This window comes from Amycolatopsis sp. CA-161197, assembly GCF_050942255.1.
GTDB lineage: Bacteria > Actinomycetota > Actinomycetes > Mycobacteriales > Pseudonocardiaceae > Amycolatopsis.
The window spans coordinates 4,366,756-4,383,218 of record NZ_CP192059.1; the positions used below are offsets into that span (position 1 = coordinate 4,366,756).

14 protein-coding genes and 1 tRNA gene are annotated in these 16,463 nt (G+C 69.0%); 7 read left to right on the forward strand and 8 right to left on the reverse strand.

All coding sequences use genetic code 11. The features are described 5' to 3' along the window. Window positions 1–48 precede the first annotated feature (48 nt). On the reverse strand, window positions 49–1,650 hold the full coding sequence (locus ACQPXB_RS20890; protein ID WP_432854757.1) for a carboxylesterase/lipase family protein: 1,602 nt from the start codon (window positions 1,648–1,650) through the stop codon (window positions 49–51). A 148-nt stretch (window positions 1,651–1,798) separates the two neighbouring features. Between ACQPXB_RS20890 and ACQPXB_RS20895 the strand changes: the two genes are divergently transcribed. From ACQPXB_RS20895 to ACQPXB_RS20905, 3 genes are all read left to right on the forward strand, one after another. Then, complete coding sequence (locus ACQPXB_RS20895) at window positions 1,799–2,971, forward strand: sensor histidine kinase (protein ID WP_432854760.1); 1,173 nt, start codon at window positions 1,799–1,801, stop codon at window positions 2,969–2,971. Further along, complete coding sequence (locus tag ACQPXB_RS20900; protein WP_432854763.1) at window positions 2,968–3,654, forward strand: response regulator; 687 nt, start codon at window positions 2,968–2,970, stop codon at window positions 3,652–3,654. Before ACQPXB_RS20895 ends, ACQPXB_RS20900 begins: the two co-directional genes overlap by 4 nt. 232 nt (window positions 3,655–3,886) lie before the next feature. After that, complete coding sequence (locus ACQPXB_RS20905) at window positions 3,887–4,306, forward strand: hypothetical protein (protein WP_432854766.1); 420 nt, start codon at window positions 3,887–3,889, stop codon at window positions 4,304–4,306. Window positions 4,307–4,516: 210 nt separating this feature from the next. Here the strand turns inward: ACQPXB_RS20905 and ACQPXB_RS20910 are convergent, their stop codons facing one another. After that, window positions 4,517–5,521, reverse strand: coding sequence for a TerC/Alx family metal homeostasis membrane protein (locus tag ACQPXB_RS20910; RefSeq protein ID WP_432854769.1), 1,005 nt, complete (start codon window positions 5,519–5,521; stop codon window positions 4,517–4,519). A gap of 333 nt (window positions 5,522–5,854) precedes the next feature. After that, window positions 5,855–6,733 (reverse strand): NAD(P)H-binding protein, encoded by an 879-nt coding sequence (locus tag ACQPXB_RS20915; RefSeq protein ID WP_432854772.1) that lies wholly within the window; start codon window positions 6,731–6,733, stop codon window positions 5,855–5,857. A 123-nt stretch (window positions 6,734–6,856) separates the two neighbouring features. Between ACQPXB_RS20915 and ACQPXB_RS20920 the strand changes: the two genes are divergently transcribed. After that, entirely contained in the window at window positions 6,857–7,783 is a 927-nt protein-coding gene (locus ACQPXB_RS20920) for an AraC family transcriptional regulator (protein ID WP_432854774.1), read from the forward strand. Here the strand turns inward: ACQPXB_RS20920 and ACQPXB_RS20925 are convergent. The 3 genes from ACQPXB_RS20925 to ACQPXB_RS20935 form a co-directional block, all read right to left on the reverse strand. Next, window positions 7,759–8,760, reverse strand: a complete 1,002-nt coding sequence (locus ACQPXB_RS20925; RefSeq protein ID WP_432854776.1) for an RNA polymerase subunit sigma-70 — start codon at window positions 8,758–8,760, stop codon at window positions 7,759–7,761. The two genes, ACQPXB_RS20920 and ACQPXB_RS20925, sit on opposite strands and share 25 nt — an antisense overlap. 5 nt (window positions 8,761–8,765) lie before the next feature. Continuing rightward, the gene (locus tag ACQPXB_RS20930) at window positions 8,766–9,326 is read right to left on the reverse strand and encodes a dihydrofolate reductase family protein (protein WP_432854779.1); all 561 of its coding nucleotides are present in this window, start codon (window positions 9,324–9,326) and stop codon (window positions 8,766–8,768) included. Window positions 9,327–9,814: 488 nt separating this feature from the next. Then, complete coding sequence (locus ACQPXB_RS20935; protein ID WP_432854782.1) at window positions 9,815–10,696, reverse strand: SDR family oxidoreductase; 882 nt, start codon at window positions 10,694–10,696, stop codon at window positions 9,815–9,817. 108 nt (window positions 10,697–10,804) lie between these two features. Between ACQPXB_RS20935 and ACQPXB_RS20940 the strand changes: the two genes are divergently transcribed. From ACQPXB_RS20940 to ACQPXB_RS20950, 3 genes are all read left to right on the forward strand, one after another. Next, the gene (locus tag ACQPXB_RS20940; protein ID WP_432854785.1) at window positions 10,805–11,401 is read left to right on the forward strand and encodes a helix-turn-helix domain-containing protein; all 597 of its coding nucleotides are present in this window, start codon (window positions 10,805–10,807) and stop codon (window positions 11,399–11,401) included. A 499-nt stretch (window positions 11,402–11,900) separates the two neighbouring features. Beyond that, window positions 11,901–12,026: a hypothetical protein gene (locus ACQPXB_RS20945; RefSeq protein WP_432854787.1), complete on the forward strand. Its 126-nt coding sequence runs from the start codon at window positions 11,901–11,903 to the stop codon at window positions 12,024–12,026. A gap of 543 nt (window positions 12,027–12,569) precedes the next feature. Next, window positions 12,570–12,653: transfer RNA gene (locus ACQPXB_RS20950), tRNA-Leu, on the forward strand. On the opposite strand, the gene ACQPXB_RS20955 is transcribed toward ACQPXB_RS20950, so the two are convergent. Further along, a complete protein-coding gene (locus tag ACQPXB_RS20955) occupies window positions 12,635–14,386 on the reverse strand; it encodes a recombinase family protein (RefSeq protein WP_432854790.1) in 1,752 nt (583 codons plus the stop codon). The two genes, ACQPXB_RS20950 and ACQPXB_RS20955, sit on opposite strands and share 19 nt — an antisense overlap. 150 nt (window positions 14,387–14,536) lie before the next feature. Beyond that, a complete protein-coding gene (locus tag ACQPXB_RS20960; protein WP_432854793.1) occupies window positions 14,537–16,462 on the reverse strand; it encodes a cell division protein FtsK in 1,926 nt (641 codons plus the stop codon). Window position 16,463 lies beyond the last annotated feature (1 nt).

Below are 16,463 nucleotides of genomic sequence, written 5' to 3' on the forward strand. Positions count from 1 at the left end.
ATCGATGCCGGGATCCCGAGCGGCAGAGCTCCTCGGATGGTCCGAGCGCTACCGGCGGACGGTCTGCCAGAACGCGCAGTGGTGCTCGGTCGCGAAGTCGATCTGCTCGGTGCCGGCTGCGGTGAAGGACGGCATGGTGCTCGGCTGGTAGCGCGGCCACCGCGGGGTGCCGTCGGTGTTGGGATCGCCGGTTCTGGCGAAGGCGGCCCAGTACCCGATCAGCTGGTGGGACAAGGAGATTTGCCCGGCGTTCGGCGGGGTGGCGGGCGGTCCGGCGAAAGTCCCGTCGAACAGGTAGGGCAGTTCGGCGCCGTGCGCGGCGCCCATGGGGAAGTTCAGGATGAACTGTCCGTCGTCCTGCGCGAATTCGTAGGCGTAGACGGGCGCGTACCGGGCGGCTGCCCGATCGGCGAGGGCCGCCGGGCACGCGCCGAGCTTCGCTCCCCGGTCGGTCAGCACGGTGGCCAGCGCGATTCCGGGCGTCGGGAACCGGTCGGCCGGGTACTCCGCGAGCACCCGGTCGGTGTCGGGGCCGAAGATCTCCCGCAGCGCGGCCGCGTAGCCGGCGGCGGTCACGGGTGTTCCGTGGGCGTCGTTGTCGAGCGCGACGAACGGGCGCATCTCGTCGCGGTTGGTGCCTTGGATGATCGGAATGCCCGCGGCGGAGCCGTCGCGGAGTGCGTCGAGCGGCTGCCGGGGGAGTGCCGGGCTGCCGGCCACGGGGCTCCAGGGCATGTCGCGGAGCCCGTTGGTCGCACGGAAGGCGACGTCGGTGTCCAGCCCGACCAGGTCGGCCGCCGGAATGGCGCGCAGGCAGGCGGCGACGTCGGCGGGTGCGGTGCAGCCGAGGCTCGCCGCGGTGCGCTCACCGCGTCGTTGCGCGTCCGGCTGCGACACGAAGCTGTTGCCGCACGGTCCGCTCTGCACGATGGCCTTGTCGAACAGCCCGTGTGCTGCCGGTGCGGCGAGCTGGGCGCAGACGCTGAACGCGCCCGCGGACTGGCCGGCGAGCGTGACGTTGCGGGCGTCACCGCCGAAGGCCTGGATGTTCTCCCGGACCCAGCGCAACGCGGCTTGCTGGTCGGCGAGCCCGTAATTGCCGGCCCAGGCGTCGTCGAGTGCGGGCTCGTCGAGGAATCCCAGCGCGCCGAGCCGGTAGTTGACGGTGACGACCACGACGTCGCCGCTGACGGCCAGCCGGGACGGGTCGTAGTCGCTGCCCGCGCCGTTGACGAATCCGCCGCCGGGAAGCCAGACGAGGACGGGCAGGCGTGGGTTCCCGGACATGACGGGCGTCGTGACGTTCAGAAACAGGCAGTCCTCGTCGCCGATGACTGTCGGCCCGCCTGCCGGATCGGATCCGGGTTGCGGGCAGCGGTTGCCCGGCGCGGTGGCCGCCCGGATCCCGTGCCAGCGCGGGACTGGTGCGGGGACACGCCATCGCCGGTTGCCCACCGGCGGTGCGGCGTACGGAATCCCGGCGAACGTCCGGTGGTCACCGGTGACGACGCCGCGCAGCTGTCCGTCGTGGACCTGCACCAGATCGGGGCCGGCCGTCTCGCCCGAGGCCGAGCCGGGCAGGCAGGCGAGCAGCGCTGCGGCCGCGGTTGCCGCGAGCCCGGCGCGGAACATCCTTCGAAAAGTGGTCATGGCGGGCATCATGCGGTGATCCGTGGCTGGTCCGCGTCGCGTCTCAGGCGTATCTCCGGCTGCTCCTCCGGGAGTACGTCCACGGGCGTAGCGGGACTTGCGCTTCCAGGCTGACGCGTCAGCGCGGCGACGCGCGGACGATGGCCGGGTGGCACTTCGCCGTGGAATCGCCGGGCACCGCCGTCTGCCGGGCGGTGTTAACCCGTTGCTCGGCTTGGCCTTCGCCGCGGCCGCGGCGGGAGTGGCGGCCGCGTTTCAGAGCGGGCCGTGGGCCGTCGGGTGCGTGACGGCCGCGGCGGCCGGTGCGGCTGTGGCGTGGTCGCGGGTGCGGCCGACGCGCGCAGTGGTGATCGGATTCGCCGCGTACGTAGCGGATCTGGCGTCGGGCGTGGCCCCCGCGCCGGTGTTCCTGCCGCTGATCGTCACGTTCGCGGCTGCGGTGGTGCTCGGCAGCAGACCGGTCGCCTACGCGGTTCTCTTCGCCGGGTATGTGCTGGCCGTGTTCGTTCCGGTGCCGGGCTGGGACCCGCCGAGCGTGGCGTCGGGGGGCGGCTTGGCGGCGTGGTTCCTCGTGCTGGCCGCTGCCGCGGAACTCGTCCGGGTGCGGCGGCAGGCGCGCCGCGCCCGGGAGGCCGAACTGGCAGGTGCGGCGCGGACGCGTCAGGAGCAGGAATTGCGCCGCGCCGGGGACGAACGCCTGCGGATCGCGCGCGATCTGCACGACGTCCTCGCTCATCAGCTGGCCCTGATCACGGTTCAGGCCAACGCTGGGCTCACTCTGCTCCCGCGCGATCCGCGAGCCGTCGAGCAGGCGCTGACGGCGATCAAGGACGCAGGCAACTCCGCGCTCGGGGAGCTGCGCGCGGCACTGGACGCACTGCGCTCGCCCGGCGCCGGGGCCGCTCCGCACCGTCCGAGCCCTCGGCTTTCCCAGCCCGGCGACCTTGCCGAACTGCTCGAGGGAGCGCGCGCGGCGGGGCTGCGCGTCACGGCTGACACCGCGGGCCCGCTGCCGGTCCTGCCTACGCCGGTCGACCAGGCCGCATACCGCATCGCGCAAGAAGCGGTCACCAACGCGATCCGGCACGCCGGCGCGGGCTCGACTCTCGGGCTTCGCGTGGCCTGCACGGAAGGACGGTTGGAGCTGACCGTGACCGACGACGGTCGCGGACGTCCCGGCAGCCGGACCGCCGGAGGCGGCAACGGCCTGCCCGGGATGCGGGATCGCGCCACCGCGTTCGGCGGCCTGCTCACGACCGGGCCGGTACCCGGCGGCGGTTACCGGGTGGCCGCCGTCCTGCCGATCGGCGGCGCCTCGTGACCGCTCCCGGCCCGATCCGGGTCGTCCTCGCCGACGACCAGGCACTGGTGCGCGCCGGTATCCGAGTGCTTCTGGAGACCCGCCCGGACCTCGTCGTGGTGGGCGAAGCCGGCGACGGCGAAACCGCCCTCGCCCTCGTGCGGGCGCTGCGGCCCGACGTCGTCCTGATGGACATCCGCATGCCCGGCCTCGACGGACTGGCCGCGACCGCGCGGATCGCCGCCGACCCGGCGTGCGGCGCGACCCGCGTCGTCATGCTCACCACGTTCGACCTCGACGAGTACGTGTTCGAAGCGCTGCGCCGGGGTGCGGCCGGATTCCTGGTAAAGAACAGCGAACCCGACGAGCTCGCGCGGGGCGTCCGCGCCGCCGCGGCCGGGGACGCCCTGCTCGCCCCCGGCGTCACCCGCCGGCTGATCGCCGAATACGCCGCGCGCACGAAGCCGGCTCCGGCAGCCGCGGCGGCCATCGCCGCCCTGACCGAGCGGGAACGCCAAGTCCTCACCCTCGCCGGCGCGGGACTGTCCAATGCGGACATCGCCGCCCGCCTGCTCGTCAGCCCGCTGACCGCGAAAACCCACGTCTCCCGCATCATGGGCAAACTCTCGGTCCGCGACCGCGCGGGACTTGTCGTGCTCGCCTACGAGACCGGACTGGTCCGTCCCGGCTGGCTCGGCGAGTGACTGCTACTTCCGGGTGAGTAACGGCCGAAACGCTACCCGACCTGCGATGTACCCTTCGACGCGTTTGCCGAGCAGTTTGCCTACCTGGGATGGGAGCAATGGGGGAAGATCAGGTGACGTCAGATGGAACCTGACATCGAAACTCTCTGGACGGAACTGGCCACCGCCGGCGTGGCGCAGTCACGCGCCCAAGATCATTTGAGGCGCGCGGCCCGGCCAAGAACGGCTACGCGTGCTGCAACGTGAACTCCGCGGCAGTGATCGCGGAACTGCATTGGCCTATCTGCGCTACGTTCCCGACGACGCTCTCGAATTGCTCCCGGAGATCATGTGGTTGGCAACCGACCTCGGTCTCGCGCACGAGGTCAGAGACTCACTGATGTGGATCTCTCGAAAACAATTGTCACCCCGGCTTGAAGCGCTCCTGCCTCGGCTGCTGGACGAAGCAGACACCGACATCGCCCCGTACGATCTCTACCGCTGTTATGCGGAGATGCTCGCACACGTACAAACATGGGAACCGCTCCGCATGTTAGTCGACCGCGCACTGATCAGCCCCGACGAAGACATTCGCGAAGTGGGCGGCATATTCATGAGGCTCCACGGTCCCGCTGCCAGACGAGGGGACGTCGCCAGCCTGACGCGAGTTTGACCTCGACTGGGTCCTTCGACGGCGTGATGCCGCTACAGCGCACCGTCGGCACGCCCGCTGCCCGCAGCTTCGCCGCGTGGATCGCCGGGTTCAGGAGCCTGGGCCGCGTGGTGGGGTCAATGCCGCACAGGTGATCACCAGTGCGGCGAGGACGAGCAGGGTGAGGAAGAGTTCGAGCAGGGCGTTGACGAGCAGTTCGGTTGCCATGGCTCAGTCCCGTCGGTGGTCAGCGGGCTCAGGTGTGCGGCGGGGCAGGAGGCTGGTGGTGGTGACGGTGGCCAGGACGAGCACGATGACCCCCAGCGAGATCGGGGTGGGGATCTGCGGCACGGCGGGCCAGACACCGTGGGCCCAGTGCAGCACGAGTTTCACCCCGATGAACGCGAGGATGACGGCCAGGCCGTCGTTGAGGTGGCGGAGTTTCGCCAGCGCGGTGTGCAGCACGAAGTACAGGGCGCGCAAGCCGAGTAGCGCGAAGGCGTTGGTGGCGAAGACCAGGTAGGGGTCTTCGGTGATGCCGTAGACCGCGGGCACCGAGTCGATCGCGAACACGACGTCGGTGGTGAACACCGCCACCACCACGACCACCAGCGGGGTGAACACCCGTTTCCCGTGCTCGCGCACGGTCAACCTGGCTCCCTGGTAGTCGTCGGTGATCGGGATGAACCTGCGCAGTAGCCGCACCGACCGCATCCGTGCGGGGTCCGGCTCGGCATCGGCGTCGGTGAGTGCCTGGTGCAGGATCTTCACCGCCGAGAGGAACAGGACCAGCCCGAACACGAGGAACGCCCAGGTTCCCGCCGCCAGCAGTGCGGCGCCGGCCGCGATGAACGCCCCGCGCAGCACGAGTGCGCCGACGATGCCGTAGAGCAACACCCGCTGCTGCAACGCCGGCGGAACCGCGAACGCGGCCAGCAGCAGCATGAACACGAACAGATTGTCCACCGACAGGGACTTCTCGACGACGAAGCCGGTCAGGAACTCCACCGCCTGGCCGCTCCCGTACGCGACCCACAGCCAGCCCCCGAACACCACCGGCAGCGCCAGGTAGAACACCGACCAGCCGACGGCCTCGCGCATCGACACCTCGTGCGGACGCCGCGTCACCATGAAGTCGGCGACCAGAAGCACAACCAGGACCGCGATGCTGATCAACCACAGCCAAAGCGACCCGACGGACTCTGTCGGAGCCGCCACAACAACTTCCGCGGGCACAGGACCTCCTCGAACGAGCGCACGCCGGCGCGGGTTCGAGGTCTCCTTCACCCAGTGCCGCCGACACCCCGTGTCACCGACCTGGGCGGGCTCCCGAGGACATCACCGGGATGTCCGTATTGACCGGGCAGCCCCTGCGGAAGTACTCCCCTCACGGTCAGTATGGCTTCGCCGTTCGAGAAAGTAAAGAATCATTAAAGGTGTAGCGGTGGCCGCGGGACGGGGGCGACGCGTTCGCACATCGTCGGCAACACACCACAGCGAATTTCTCCTGCCACGACACGCCCGGCAAGCCCGCGTTGATCGCGCGCCTGCCGGGCACACCTGTGCCGGTCAGGCGATGGACGTCGAGGGCGCAGGAGACGTCGACGTGAAGATCTCCCGCGCGTACTCATCCAGAGAGCGCGGAGCGTGGCCGGTCAGCCGCTGCACATCGTCGGTGACGGCGTCGAACAAGTCGGCGCGCACGAAGACGAACAGATCCATCATGTGGTCGACCCACGCGTTCGGACGTCCCGAGCGGGCGAAATGCGCCCGGTGCGTCTCGAGGTCGGCGTCGATGTGGCGGATGGTCCGCCCCGACGCGCTGGACAGCGTGTCGGCCACCTTCGCGAACGTCAGGGTTTCGGGGCCGGTGAGGTCGTAGCTGTGGCCGTGGTGGCCGTCGGTCGTCAGGGCCGCGACGGCCGCGTCGGCGACGTCGCGGGTGTCGACGAAGCCGGCGCGGTGGCTTCCGCTTCCGGCGTAGAGCTCGTTGTCGTCGCGGATCGCCCTGGCGTACACCGCGTCGTCCTCGTCGAAATTCTGCATGAGCCAGTTGGGGCGCAGGATGGTCCAGTTCCGGCCCGACTCCCGCACCACCTGTTCGACTCGCGCCCGCGGAGCGGCCGCGGGTGCTTTGTCGACCCCGAAAGCGGACATGAGGACCACGTGGTCCGCCTGCGGGGCGGCGGCGATGAGCCGTGCGAACAACGAGGCCGCGTCGTCGAGCACGTCGAGTCCTTTGAGGAACAGGGCGTCGGCGCCGGCGACCGAATCCGCCCACGTGGACTCGTCGGCCCAGTCGAACAGGACCGGGGTGACGTTCTCTGTGGGTGCGTCCGGATGCCGGGTCGCTGCTCGCACCGAAACGCCCGCTGCGGCGAGCGCAGCTGTCACACGCTTGCCCGCCTTACCCGTGGCACCTTCTACCCATACCGTCTTCATGGTCATCTCCAGTTCGCGGTCAATGAACTCTGGCGCCAGGCTATGGCGGGTCAAAGAGACGGAAAATGGTTGATCGTCGCCATTGTTTGTCTCAGCGTCTCGCGGACGTGGACACGTAGACTGCTCGGCATGGACGTGCTGGCCGACATCCTGACGGCGATGCGAGCGGGCCGGCCGGTCGCCGCTCTCACCGAGGTCCACGCGCCGTGGGGACTGCGCTTCGACCAGGTCCTCGGTGCCGCGTTCCACGTTGTGCTGCAAGGCAGTTGTCAGCTGGTTCCGCTGGACGGGGCCGCGTTCGCCGAGGTTCAGCTGGGGCCCGGTGATGTGGTGCTGCTCGGCCGGGGTACTCCGCACGCGATCGTCTCCACACCGGGTGTGGACCTCACTCCGTTCGCGCCGGTCCGTGACACGCCGGGCGGATCGTTCGGGCGGTTCGCGCTGCCCGGGTCCGGGGCTCGGTCGACGATCGTGTGCGGCGCGTACAAGCTGGTGCGCCGCCGTCCTCATCCGCTGCTGCGGGATCTGCCGGAGGTTGTCCACCTGCCCGCCGCGCCCGGACGTGATCCGGGTCTGCGGGCGATGGTGGACCTGCTCGGCGCCGAGCTGCACGAGGCGCCGCCCGGGGCCGCGGCCGTGGCACCGTCGCTTGTGGACGCTCTGCTGGTGTATCTGCTCCGCGCGTGGATGTCCGGCTCCGAAGACACCGCAACGAGCTGGTCGGCCGCGTTGACCGACGAGGTGACGTCCCGGGTGCTGGCGGCCATGCACGCCGAGCCCGGCCGAGCGTGGACGGTGGAGCAGCTCGCCGGGGTCGCCGGGCTTTCGCGCGCGGCGTTCGCCCGGCGGTTCGCCTCCGTGGTGGGCGAACCGCCGTTGACGTACCTCACGCGCTGGCGGATGGCCACCGCAGCTCGGCTGTTGCGCACCACCGACAAGACGCTGGCGCAAGTCGCGGCCGCCACCGGATACAGCTCTCCGTTCGCCTTCGCCAAGGCCTTCCGGCGGGAGCACGCGACCACGCCCGGCGGTTACCGCGCCGACGCCGCCGGATGACTGCTGTCCCGTGCGGCGCAACTGTCTTCGCGCGGTAAGTGCACCCGGTCGGGGTCGTCGGGAAAGCCCGCCGCGCCGACCAGGTCCGGGTCGAGGAAGGTCGTGATCGACGCCAGGTGCGTAGTGTCCGTGGTCAGCACGGCCAGCCCGAAGGGCCGGAATGGCGCGTCGGCCCGCTCCCGGTGGTAGGCCACGGCGGCCGGCTGGTCGTTCGCGACGGTCGGGAACATCCGGTACAGCCCGGGCGCCGTGAGCACGTGCTCGGCCAGGAACGGAACGCATGAGCGTTTCCCGGACAGGGACAACCCGGACGGGATCACCTCTAGGGTCGCGTCGTCGCGCAGCAGGCGGGTCAGAGCCGCGACGTCGGCGGTTTCGAAGGCGGCGATGTAGGAGTTCAGGACGTCGCGCGCCGCGGGGGAGCCCGGCTCGGCGAAGTTCTCCGGCGCCGGCGTCAGTTCGTCGAGCCGGGCGCGTGCACGTTGGAGGGCACTCTTGACCGCGGGCACGCTCGTGTCGAGCACCTGGGCGATCTCGGTGGCCGGCATGGCCAGTACTTCGCGCAACAGGAACGCCGCGCGTTGCCGCGGCGGCAGATACTGCGCGCTGGCGACCAGGGCGAGCCGCAGCATCCTGCGTCGTTCGGCCACGTGGGCCGGGTCGCCGAGCCACGGCGTGACCCAGAGGACCTCGGCCGCGACCAGCGGGACGTCCGGATCTTCACCCGGGGAGCCGAGCCCGGCCGGCAGCACCCGGCGGCCCCGCCCTTGCAACGCCGTGAGGCACACATTCGTGGCGATCCGGTACAGCCAGGTGCGCACTGACGCGCGTTCTTCGAAGGAGGCCCGGTTGCGCCACGCTCGCAGGTAGGTCTCCTGCGCCAGGTCCTCGGCCTCGTGCACCGAACCCGTCATCCGGTAGCACAACGCGACCAGCTCCGGCCGGTACTCCTCGAGACCGTCCCATGTCTCCGGCATGTCCGTCATCCTCGTCGTGGCCGGTAGCGCAAGGAGACCAGCTCCGGATCGGCGCCCGGGCCCGCGCTGAGCACCTCCCAGCTGCTCGGCGCGTCGCCGGGGTGGGAAAACGAGGCGCCGCCGGGGACGGTCACGGGCACGACGGTCACCGCCAGCTCGTCGACCAGCCCGGCCGCGGTGAGCGTATGACCGAACCGGCCGTGGCCGTAGACGATCAAATCCCCGCCCGGCTCCCGCTTCATCGCGGCGACGGTGCGGGCGACCTCGGTGTCGAGCACGGTGGTGTTGGTCCAGTGTGGGTCTCGCAGGGTCGAGGAGAACACGTACTTCGGCATGGCGTTGAGGTGGGCGGCGTAGTCGCCGGGGGTGTCCGGCCACTGGCGGGAGAAGATGTCGTAGGTCCGCCGGCCCATCAGCATCGCCGAGCAGCCGCGCAGCGCCGCCAGCGAAGCCGCCGCGCTGCCCGGGCCGAAGTAGGGCCCGGCCCACGCCAAGGGTTCGCTGATCACGCCGTTGAGCGACACCAGGGTGCTGAGCACCAGGCGCCGCGAAGAGTGCGTCGTCATGGGTGGTTGGACTCGGCCGGGTCTGGAAAGGAATCGGTCCGGCCCCGATTCCTTCGAGGATCCCGCTGGTCTGACCCGCCATGAAACTTGTCTACTGGCGCGACCCACTCAGCGGCCTCTTGCACCGTGGAGTCTGCGGCCGCCGGATGCAGCGCAAGCACGAGCGACCGTCGACTCGGCGACTACGCCGGAAAACGACAAGCGCGGATCGAGACCGAGCTCGATCCGCGCTTATGGAGTTACGGTGATTGTCCGAGGACGATCTTGCACGCTGTCTACACACCTGCAATTCCCCGTTGACCTGCAGCTACCGTGACAACGATCGTCATGCCCAGCAGCGTGCGGACCCAGCCGGGAAGGTCGCCGGACATGGGACAGCAGTTGGCGGTGACGGAGTTCCAGCAGTGCTTTCCTGGCACACCTGAGGGGCAAGTCGTGGCGCTGGTGCGGAGGGGCGCCAGCCCCTCGGCTCCTCCGGTTGCGGGTCGTCAGGCGAAGTAATGCCCCTCTTCGATGTCGTCGATGAGGCCGGGGTGCGTCGGTGTCCATCCGAGCAGTTGCCGGGTGATCGTGCTCGAGGCGGGCATGTCGGTGCCCAGGAGTGCTCCGAGGGGCATGCCGAACTCCTCTGCGGGGCGGGACTGCGCGGGCACGCCGACTCCGCGCGCGATCGCTTCGGCGATGTCGCGGAAGGCGACTCCCTCGTCGCCCACGGCGTGCAGGACCGATCCTGCGGGCGCCTTCTCGATCGCGAGCCGGTACAGCGTCGCTGCGTCCCTGACGTGCACGGCGGGCCAGCGGTTCATCCCGTCGCCCACATACGCCGAGAAGCCGGTTGTCCTCGCCCGGGCGGTGAGCTGGGGGATGAAGCCGTGTTGCTCGCCCTTGCCATGTGCGGATCGCGGGATCATCACAAGGCTCACGCGGACTCCGCGATCGGCGGCGGCGAGCGCGGCCCGCATGTTCTTGATGCGCGCGGCGATGGGCCCCTCTGGCACCAGTTCGTCGTGCTCGGTGGCGGCTCGACCCGGCACGGTGATGGTCGCGCCGGTGACGAGCAGCGGCTTGTCGGTGCCCTCGAGCGCGCTCGTGAACGTGTCGATGGCGGCGGCATCGGCCGGGGCGCCGCCGATCTGCCCGAGTTCGTGGGCGTAGGCGAGGTGGATGACGCCGTCACTCTCTTCCGCCGCATCTCGGAGGATGCCCAGGTCGTCGAGGCCGCCACGGCGGGCTTCGGCGCCCAACTGCTCGATCGCGGCAGCGGCGGTGTCGGAACGGGCGAGGCCGACGACCTCGTGGCCGGCGCCGATGAGTTCGGGGACGACTGAGGATCCGATCCAGCCGGAGGCGCCGGTGACGAAGATGCGCATGTGATGCTCCCTGCAAGTGATGCGACTGTGTCGCATCGAAGCTAGTTGATGCGACACAGTCGCGTCAATGGCGTGATGCGATGCTGTCGCATCGTCTATCGTGTGAGCATGAGCCGATGGGCGCCGGATGCGCGTGAGCGACTGGAGGATGCCGCGCTCGAGCTGTTCTCGGCTCAGGGATACGAGAACACGACGGTGGCGCAGATCGCCGAGCGCGCGGGCCTGAATCGCGCGACGTTCTTCCGGCACTTCGCCGACAAGCGCGAGATCCTCTTCGGTCGAGAGGACGAGCTCGCCATCCTGTTCTCCGACGCGATCCGCTCCGCACCCGCGGAAGCCGACGTGCCCACCTGTCTCCTGGCCGCCTTGCACGCAGCGGACGCGAGGATGACAGCCGACCAGCGCCCCAGGGCCATCGCGCGGCGCCGGATTGCCGACGCGAACATGGACGTGCAAGAGCGCGGGTTGCTGAAGATCGCACGGACCACGACCGCGGCAGCCGACGCGCTCGCAGACCGCGGCGTCGACGAGCTGACCGCACGCCTCGCCGCCGAGATGCTGATCCTGGCCTTCAGTGCCGGCCTCCGCGAATGGATCAACACCAGCGACCCTGCAGACCCGTTCTCGTCCCACGCCGCAACAGCCCTCGAAACGATCCGCGACCGCGCCGGACTGCTCCGAGACCCGACGACCGCGAAGACGTGAACCTGCTCCTGGCCTCAGCCTGAGACCAGTTAGGAGCACTCTGGTTCCCGCGACTTCCGAACGAGAAGCCCGGAACCTCTTACCTGCCTGGGCTATCCGCCCCGCAGTCTCGAAGGCGGCGAGTTCGGTAGGCCAGCCACGCCGACCAGATCGCCAACGACGGGTCGCTCGGCTCCGGGAAGCACCGGGCCGGCATCCACGCCACGGAACTGCGCCCGGACGTCAACCGCGGAACCTGCGTCGCCGTCGGTGTCACGGACGCCGCGCTCGAGCTGATCCGCACCTTCAAAACACCGTTCGAAGATGGGATCGACCAGGTATCACCAGTCGTCATGCACGCGGCGGAGCCGGCAGCCGAAGACCGCAAAGAGATCGCCGCTGCCGAGCAGCCTCGATCGATCACCTTGCCGACGTCGCCCAGTCCCGCGTGGCGAGCCGCGGGTGCGTACGCCGAAGGTGCCCCGGCGGCCCGCCGACCACAACGCCGCCGAATACGACGGTGGACCCCAGCCGGCTCGCCGGCACCCTGGCCGAGCACAGCGTCCGCTGTGCCAAGTCGCACGGCTTGATGGTCATCCGTGGTGACGACGTCACTCAGGCGCTCGCCGCCCGCGACGCTGAGTGACACAGGGAAGCGGGAACTTTCCGGCAGAGTCAGGCAGCTGCCGGGGAGGTCCCAGCAGTTGATGACCCCTGGTCTGACCTGCTCAAACGTTGCGATGGAGGTCGACGCTGAAAGACCGCGGGTGCAGCTAGAAGGGCGCCAACCGAGTCGACGCGACCCTGGCAGGCCGTTCCCCTTCCCTTGCAACAACGGCTACTCCCGGTTAGTGGAGACCTTTGACGCCCACACCGGGATCGAATCTCCACCCGGCACGCTGCCCTCACCCGGGAGCCCTCGCCGGGAGGTCTCAAACCGAATGTGTCTTCGGGAAGACCCCAGCGCCGAGTAGATCGTCTTAGAAACCCGCTCGGGACGTCAGCATCACGCGGTGCACGAGCCGGCTGAGTCGCCCACAGGCTCTCTAAAAGGTGCACTGACCTGGCAATACGCTAAACCGCCACCGTCGTGGGCAAAACACATGATCATCCCATCCGCCCCTTGAACATCAGGTGACACCCCCCTGAAAACAGCCCTCCAGGGGTCGTATACTCTCTTCATCAGCAAGTCCGAGTGGCGGAATGGCAGACGCGCTAGCTTGAGGTGCTAGTGCCCTTAACGGGCGTGGGGGTTCAAGTCCCCCCTCGGACACACACGTTAACCACACGGGGAGAGGCGGTCACCGCGACCGCCTCTTTTTTGTTGTCGTAGACGACTTGCAGGCCCAGGTCACGGTAGACCTGGATGATCCGGTCCGGGTTCCGCGAATTCAGGTGTCGGGCAACGTCGCCGAGCGAGTCGAGCATGGCGTACACCTCAGCCACGTCGAGCGTCTGCGCTTCTGGCAGGTGCTGAAGCTCTTCCTTCGCGGCTTGTCGCTCGGCCTGAGCGATGTTCATCGCGTCGACCAGTGCCGCCGGGTCCACCCCGGCCTCGATCGCGGCCTGATGCCTGCGCAACCGCGCTTCCGCGTCCTTTAGCCGCTTCTCGACGGCCTCCCGGCCTGTACTCGGCTGGCTGTCCTGTGTGCCGGCCAATGCGGCCACGGTCTCGTCCCGGTTGGCTGGATCGAACACCTGACACAGCCAAGCGTTGATCGGCGGAGTCACGACGTCCTCGCGAAGGTTCACCGTCTTCGGGTGGTCGGCGAGCGCCGCCGACCCCGGAGCCAGCGTCCGCGCGATGCACCGGTAGTAGACGCCTTTCCGAATCACCGCGCCCTGCATCTTCCTTGTGCAGATCTCGCAGCGCACCAACCCTTTCAGTAGATAGGTGTGCTTGGTGGCGCCGCGTTCTCGATCGAGCTTCGCGATGCCGCGCATTCCGCCGGCCGCGCGTGATCGGCGTACCAGCTGTGCCTGCGTGAACGTCTCCACCGAGACAATTTCTGGATGTGCGGGCCGGCGCGATCGAACGACGCGTTCTGGCTCCGCGCGGCGGAACCGCACGACGTGGCCCGCGCTCACATCGTCCGGGTTCAGCAAGGTTTCGTGCTTGGTCCAGCGCCCGAAGATCGCGTACCCGGTGTAGCGCGGATTCTCCAAAATGGATCGAACGGTGCTTCCTTGCCAGCCATCGGCGAGCCGGTGGCGGTTCTGGTCACGCCGACGTTCCGAAGGGCACGGCACTCCGTCTTGATTTAAGCCCTTCGCGATCGCGCGGTCGCCCACACCTTCCAGGTACTCGGCAAAGATCCGCCGGACGACGCCGGCCGCCTCATCGTCGATCGCCAACACGCGTAGCCGGAACCCCTCTGCGGCCTTCCGCGGGTTCGGGTGCGGCCCGCCATCGACCACGACGTACCCGTACGGCGCCCGGCCGCCCTGGTGACGACCCTCGTTCACGACCTGAGCGTCCATCGCTGCGCGAACGCGCGCTTGGACGTGCTGGCGCTCCGATTCGCTCATCCCGCCAAGCACGCTCATGAGCATCTTGTGCGACGGGTTCCGCGCGTCGAACTTCCCGCCGAGTTCCGGCACCCACAAGTCCGCCCCGTACGCAGCGAACCGTGGCGCGATCAGCGAGAACTGGTTGCCGAACCAACACCGGGTTCCCTCGCCGACCACTACGGCATTCCACGTCCGTCGCGGGTTCTTCAGCTCGGCGAGCAGCCGCGCGGCTTCGGTCCGCCGGTCCCAGGGCACCGAACGTGACTGCCCGATGTCGAAGAACTCGGCGACGATCCGGCCGCCGAGCGGCTCGACGAACTTTCGCGCGTTCCCGAACTGCCAGCCGCGGGAAGTCTCCGGGTCTTGGTTGTCCTCGGTCGAGCACCGGCCGTAGACCGCCAGCTCGCCGATCCCGTCGTCGACGGGGTCGGCGGCTTCCAGGCCAAGGATGTCGTCAAGCGTCGACCACGGGTCACTGCTGATTTCAGCAGTCACGGTCCACCTCCTCCGCCGGTCCATCCAGCACCGGCACCTCGGTAAGCTCGATCAGGATGGCCAGCAAGCCGCGCGCGACAGCAGGCGTTAGGCTTGGCAATCCCGCAGGTAGGATAACTCGGATCGGTCGGTCCTCGGAGTGATCGGCACTCATGGCTGATCTTCCTCCACGTCCGGCTCGTCGCCAGTGGCCGCGCGGCTGATGGCACTCCTGATTTCAGCCGTCAGGTATCCGCGCACCTGCCTAACCTCGCCGTCGTCGCCAATCACCCGGTCCCGGGTCGGCCGGCATCCCAGGTCAGTCATCTCCTGGGCGAACGTCCGCCGGTCCATCTCCAGCGCGTCGAGCAGTTCGGCCGTCGGTACGAAGTCCCGGCCGTCCTCGCTGAGATCGTCGCCCAGGTAGTCGACGATCGACGAGAGCAGCGAGGGCAGCTCAACCGCGTCAACGGGCTGACCTGCACTGATTGCCTTCACTGCCGCGGCGTGGTCGAGCACTGGCATGGTGTCCTGCCCTGCTGCGTGTCCGGTCAGGGTCCCGGCCGCTTCGCGCAGCGCACGGCCTTGCTCGCAGATGGTCCGCCAGTCCTCGTTCGGCATGTAGTAGGTCCGGACCGTCATGGCCAGCACGTCGGCGCCGGCCGCGGTGTCGCCGTCCGGCCGCAGGATGCCGACGCCCTTGTGCGAGGGCAGCAGACGCGAGGAGTCGAACCCTCGCGTGTTCATCTGTTCGCCGAGCACGATGTTCGAGTCGCGCCAGTCCATCACCCGCAAGGCGAACCGGGAGCCGAGCACCGCGCGCAGCCCGGACGGGATCGTCTTCGAGTCCGGCCGCTGCGTCGCGAGGACGAGCACGATCCCCGCGGCCGGTCCCTTCTTCGCCAGCCATGTCAGCAGCTCGCCGACGTACTCACCCACGGGAAGCTTCTTTCCTTGCACGTCAACGGGTGTGCGGTCCTCCAAGGGAACCTGAACCTCATCGATGAAGATCGCCGTGATCGGCATGTCCAACGCCTTGTCCCGGGACATCTCCGGCGTGACCTTCGACTCCGGACACGTGAGGTCGTCCAGGTCGCGCATCCGCCGGAACCGCGTCTGAACCTCGCCGATCAGTTCGATCAGCCAATCCACCAAGGCCAGCACGTGTTCGGGTTCGTCGCCCGACATGAACCGGTGAGCTACCAAACCGGCCGCGTCCCAGTCCTTCCCGGCTTTGAAGTCCGCCACGTACAGCCGGACCCACGCGTCCAGAATGAGCCCGGCCGCGGCGAGCCGGGCGGAAAACGTCTTGCCCTGCCGCGGAATCGCGCCGACGAGCAGTGACGTCCACACCAGCGGAAGGTCGATCCGCCGATCCCGCGCATCTCGTCCGAATGGAATCGGCCGCCATGCGTCCCACTGCGTCACGCCGAGCAGCGGCGTCCGCAACGGCGGTGATGCGTACGGGTCTTCATCAGCCACCCACATCGCCACGCGACCGGCGTGCCCGCCGTTGCCGCGCACCCGCTCGACGATCAGCTGGACTTCATCGACCGCGAGCGCCGACGCGAGTGCGTCCCGGTTCTTCACTACGTCGGCCGCCTTGCGCGTGGCAGGAAGGTCGACGGTGACTGCCCAGCCGTCACCGACGCGCGTCGCGCGCTCGACGAGCCGCAACATCTCGTCCTTGCCGATCAGCTTCGCGTCCCGGAACGCGTCCACCAGGACCTGTGGGTCCATCGTCCACGTGAGCGTCCGTGGCCCGGCGAGCGCCGGCTTACGCCCGGGACTGCCGTCCTTCCTGCGTCCGAGAACCGCGAGCGCTACCGACGCTGCCGCCCCGGCGATCCACAGTGGATCGTCCCCATACACCAGATCGACGACGGCCACCGCAATGGCGACAACGACCGTGATGGCGCCGCTAACCTTCCACCGGAACAACGTCAGCGCCCGGATTTCGATGAACTTGTCCGCCAGCTTCTCCGACTCCTCGGCGGCCGTCCGGTAATCCCGCACGGTTACCCACCTGCGCCACCACCGCGCACCGACGACGACGCCGCGCACAACCGCACCGAGGAACCGCAACGGCGACAGCACC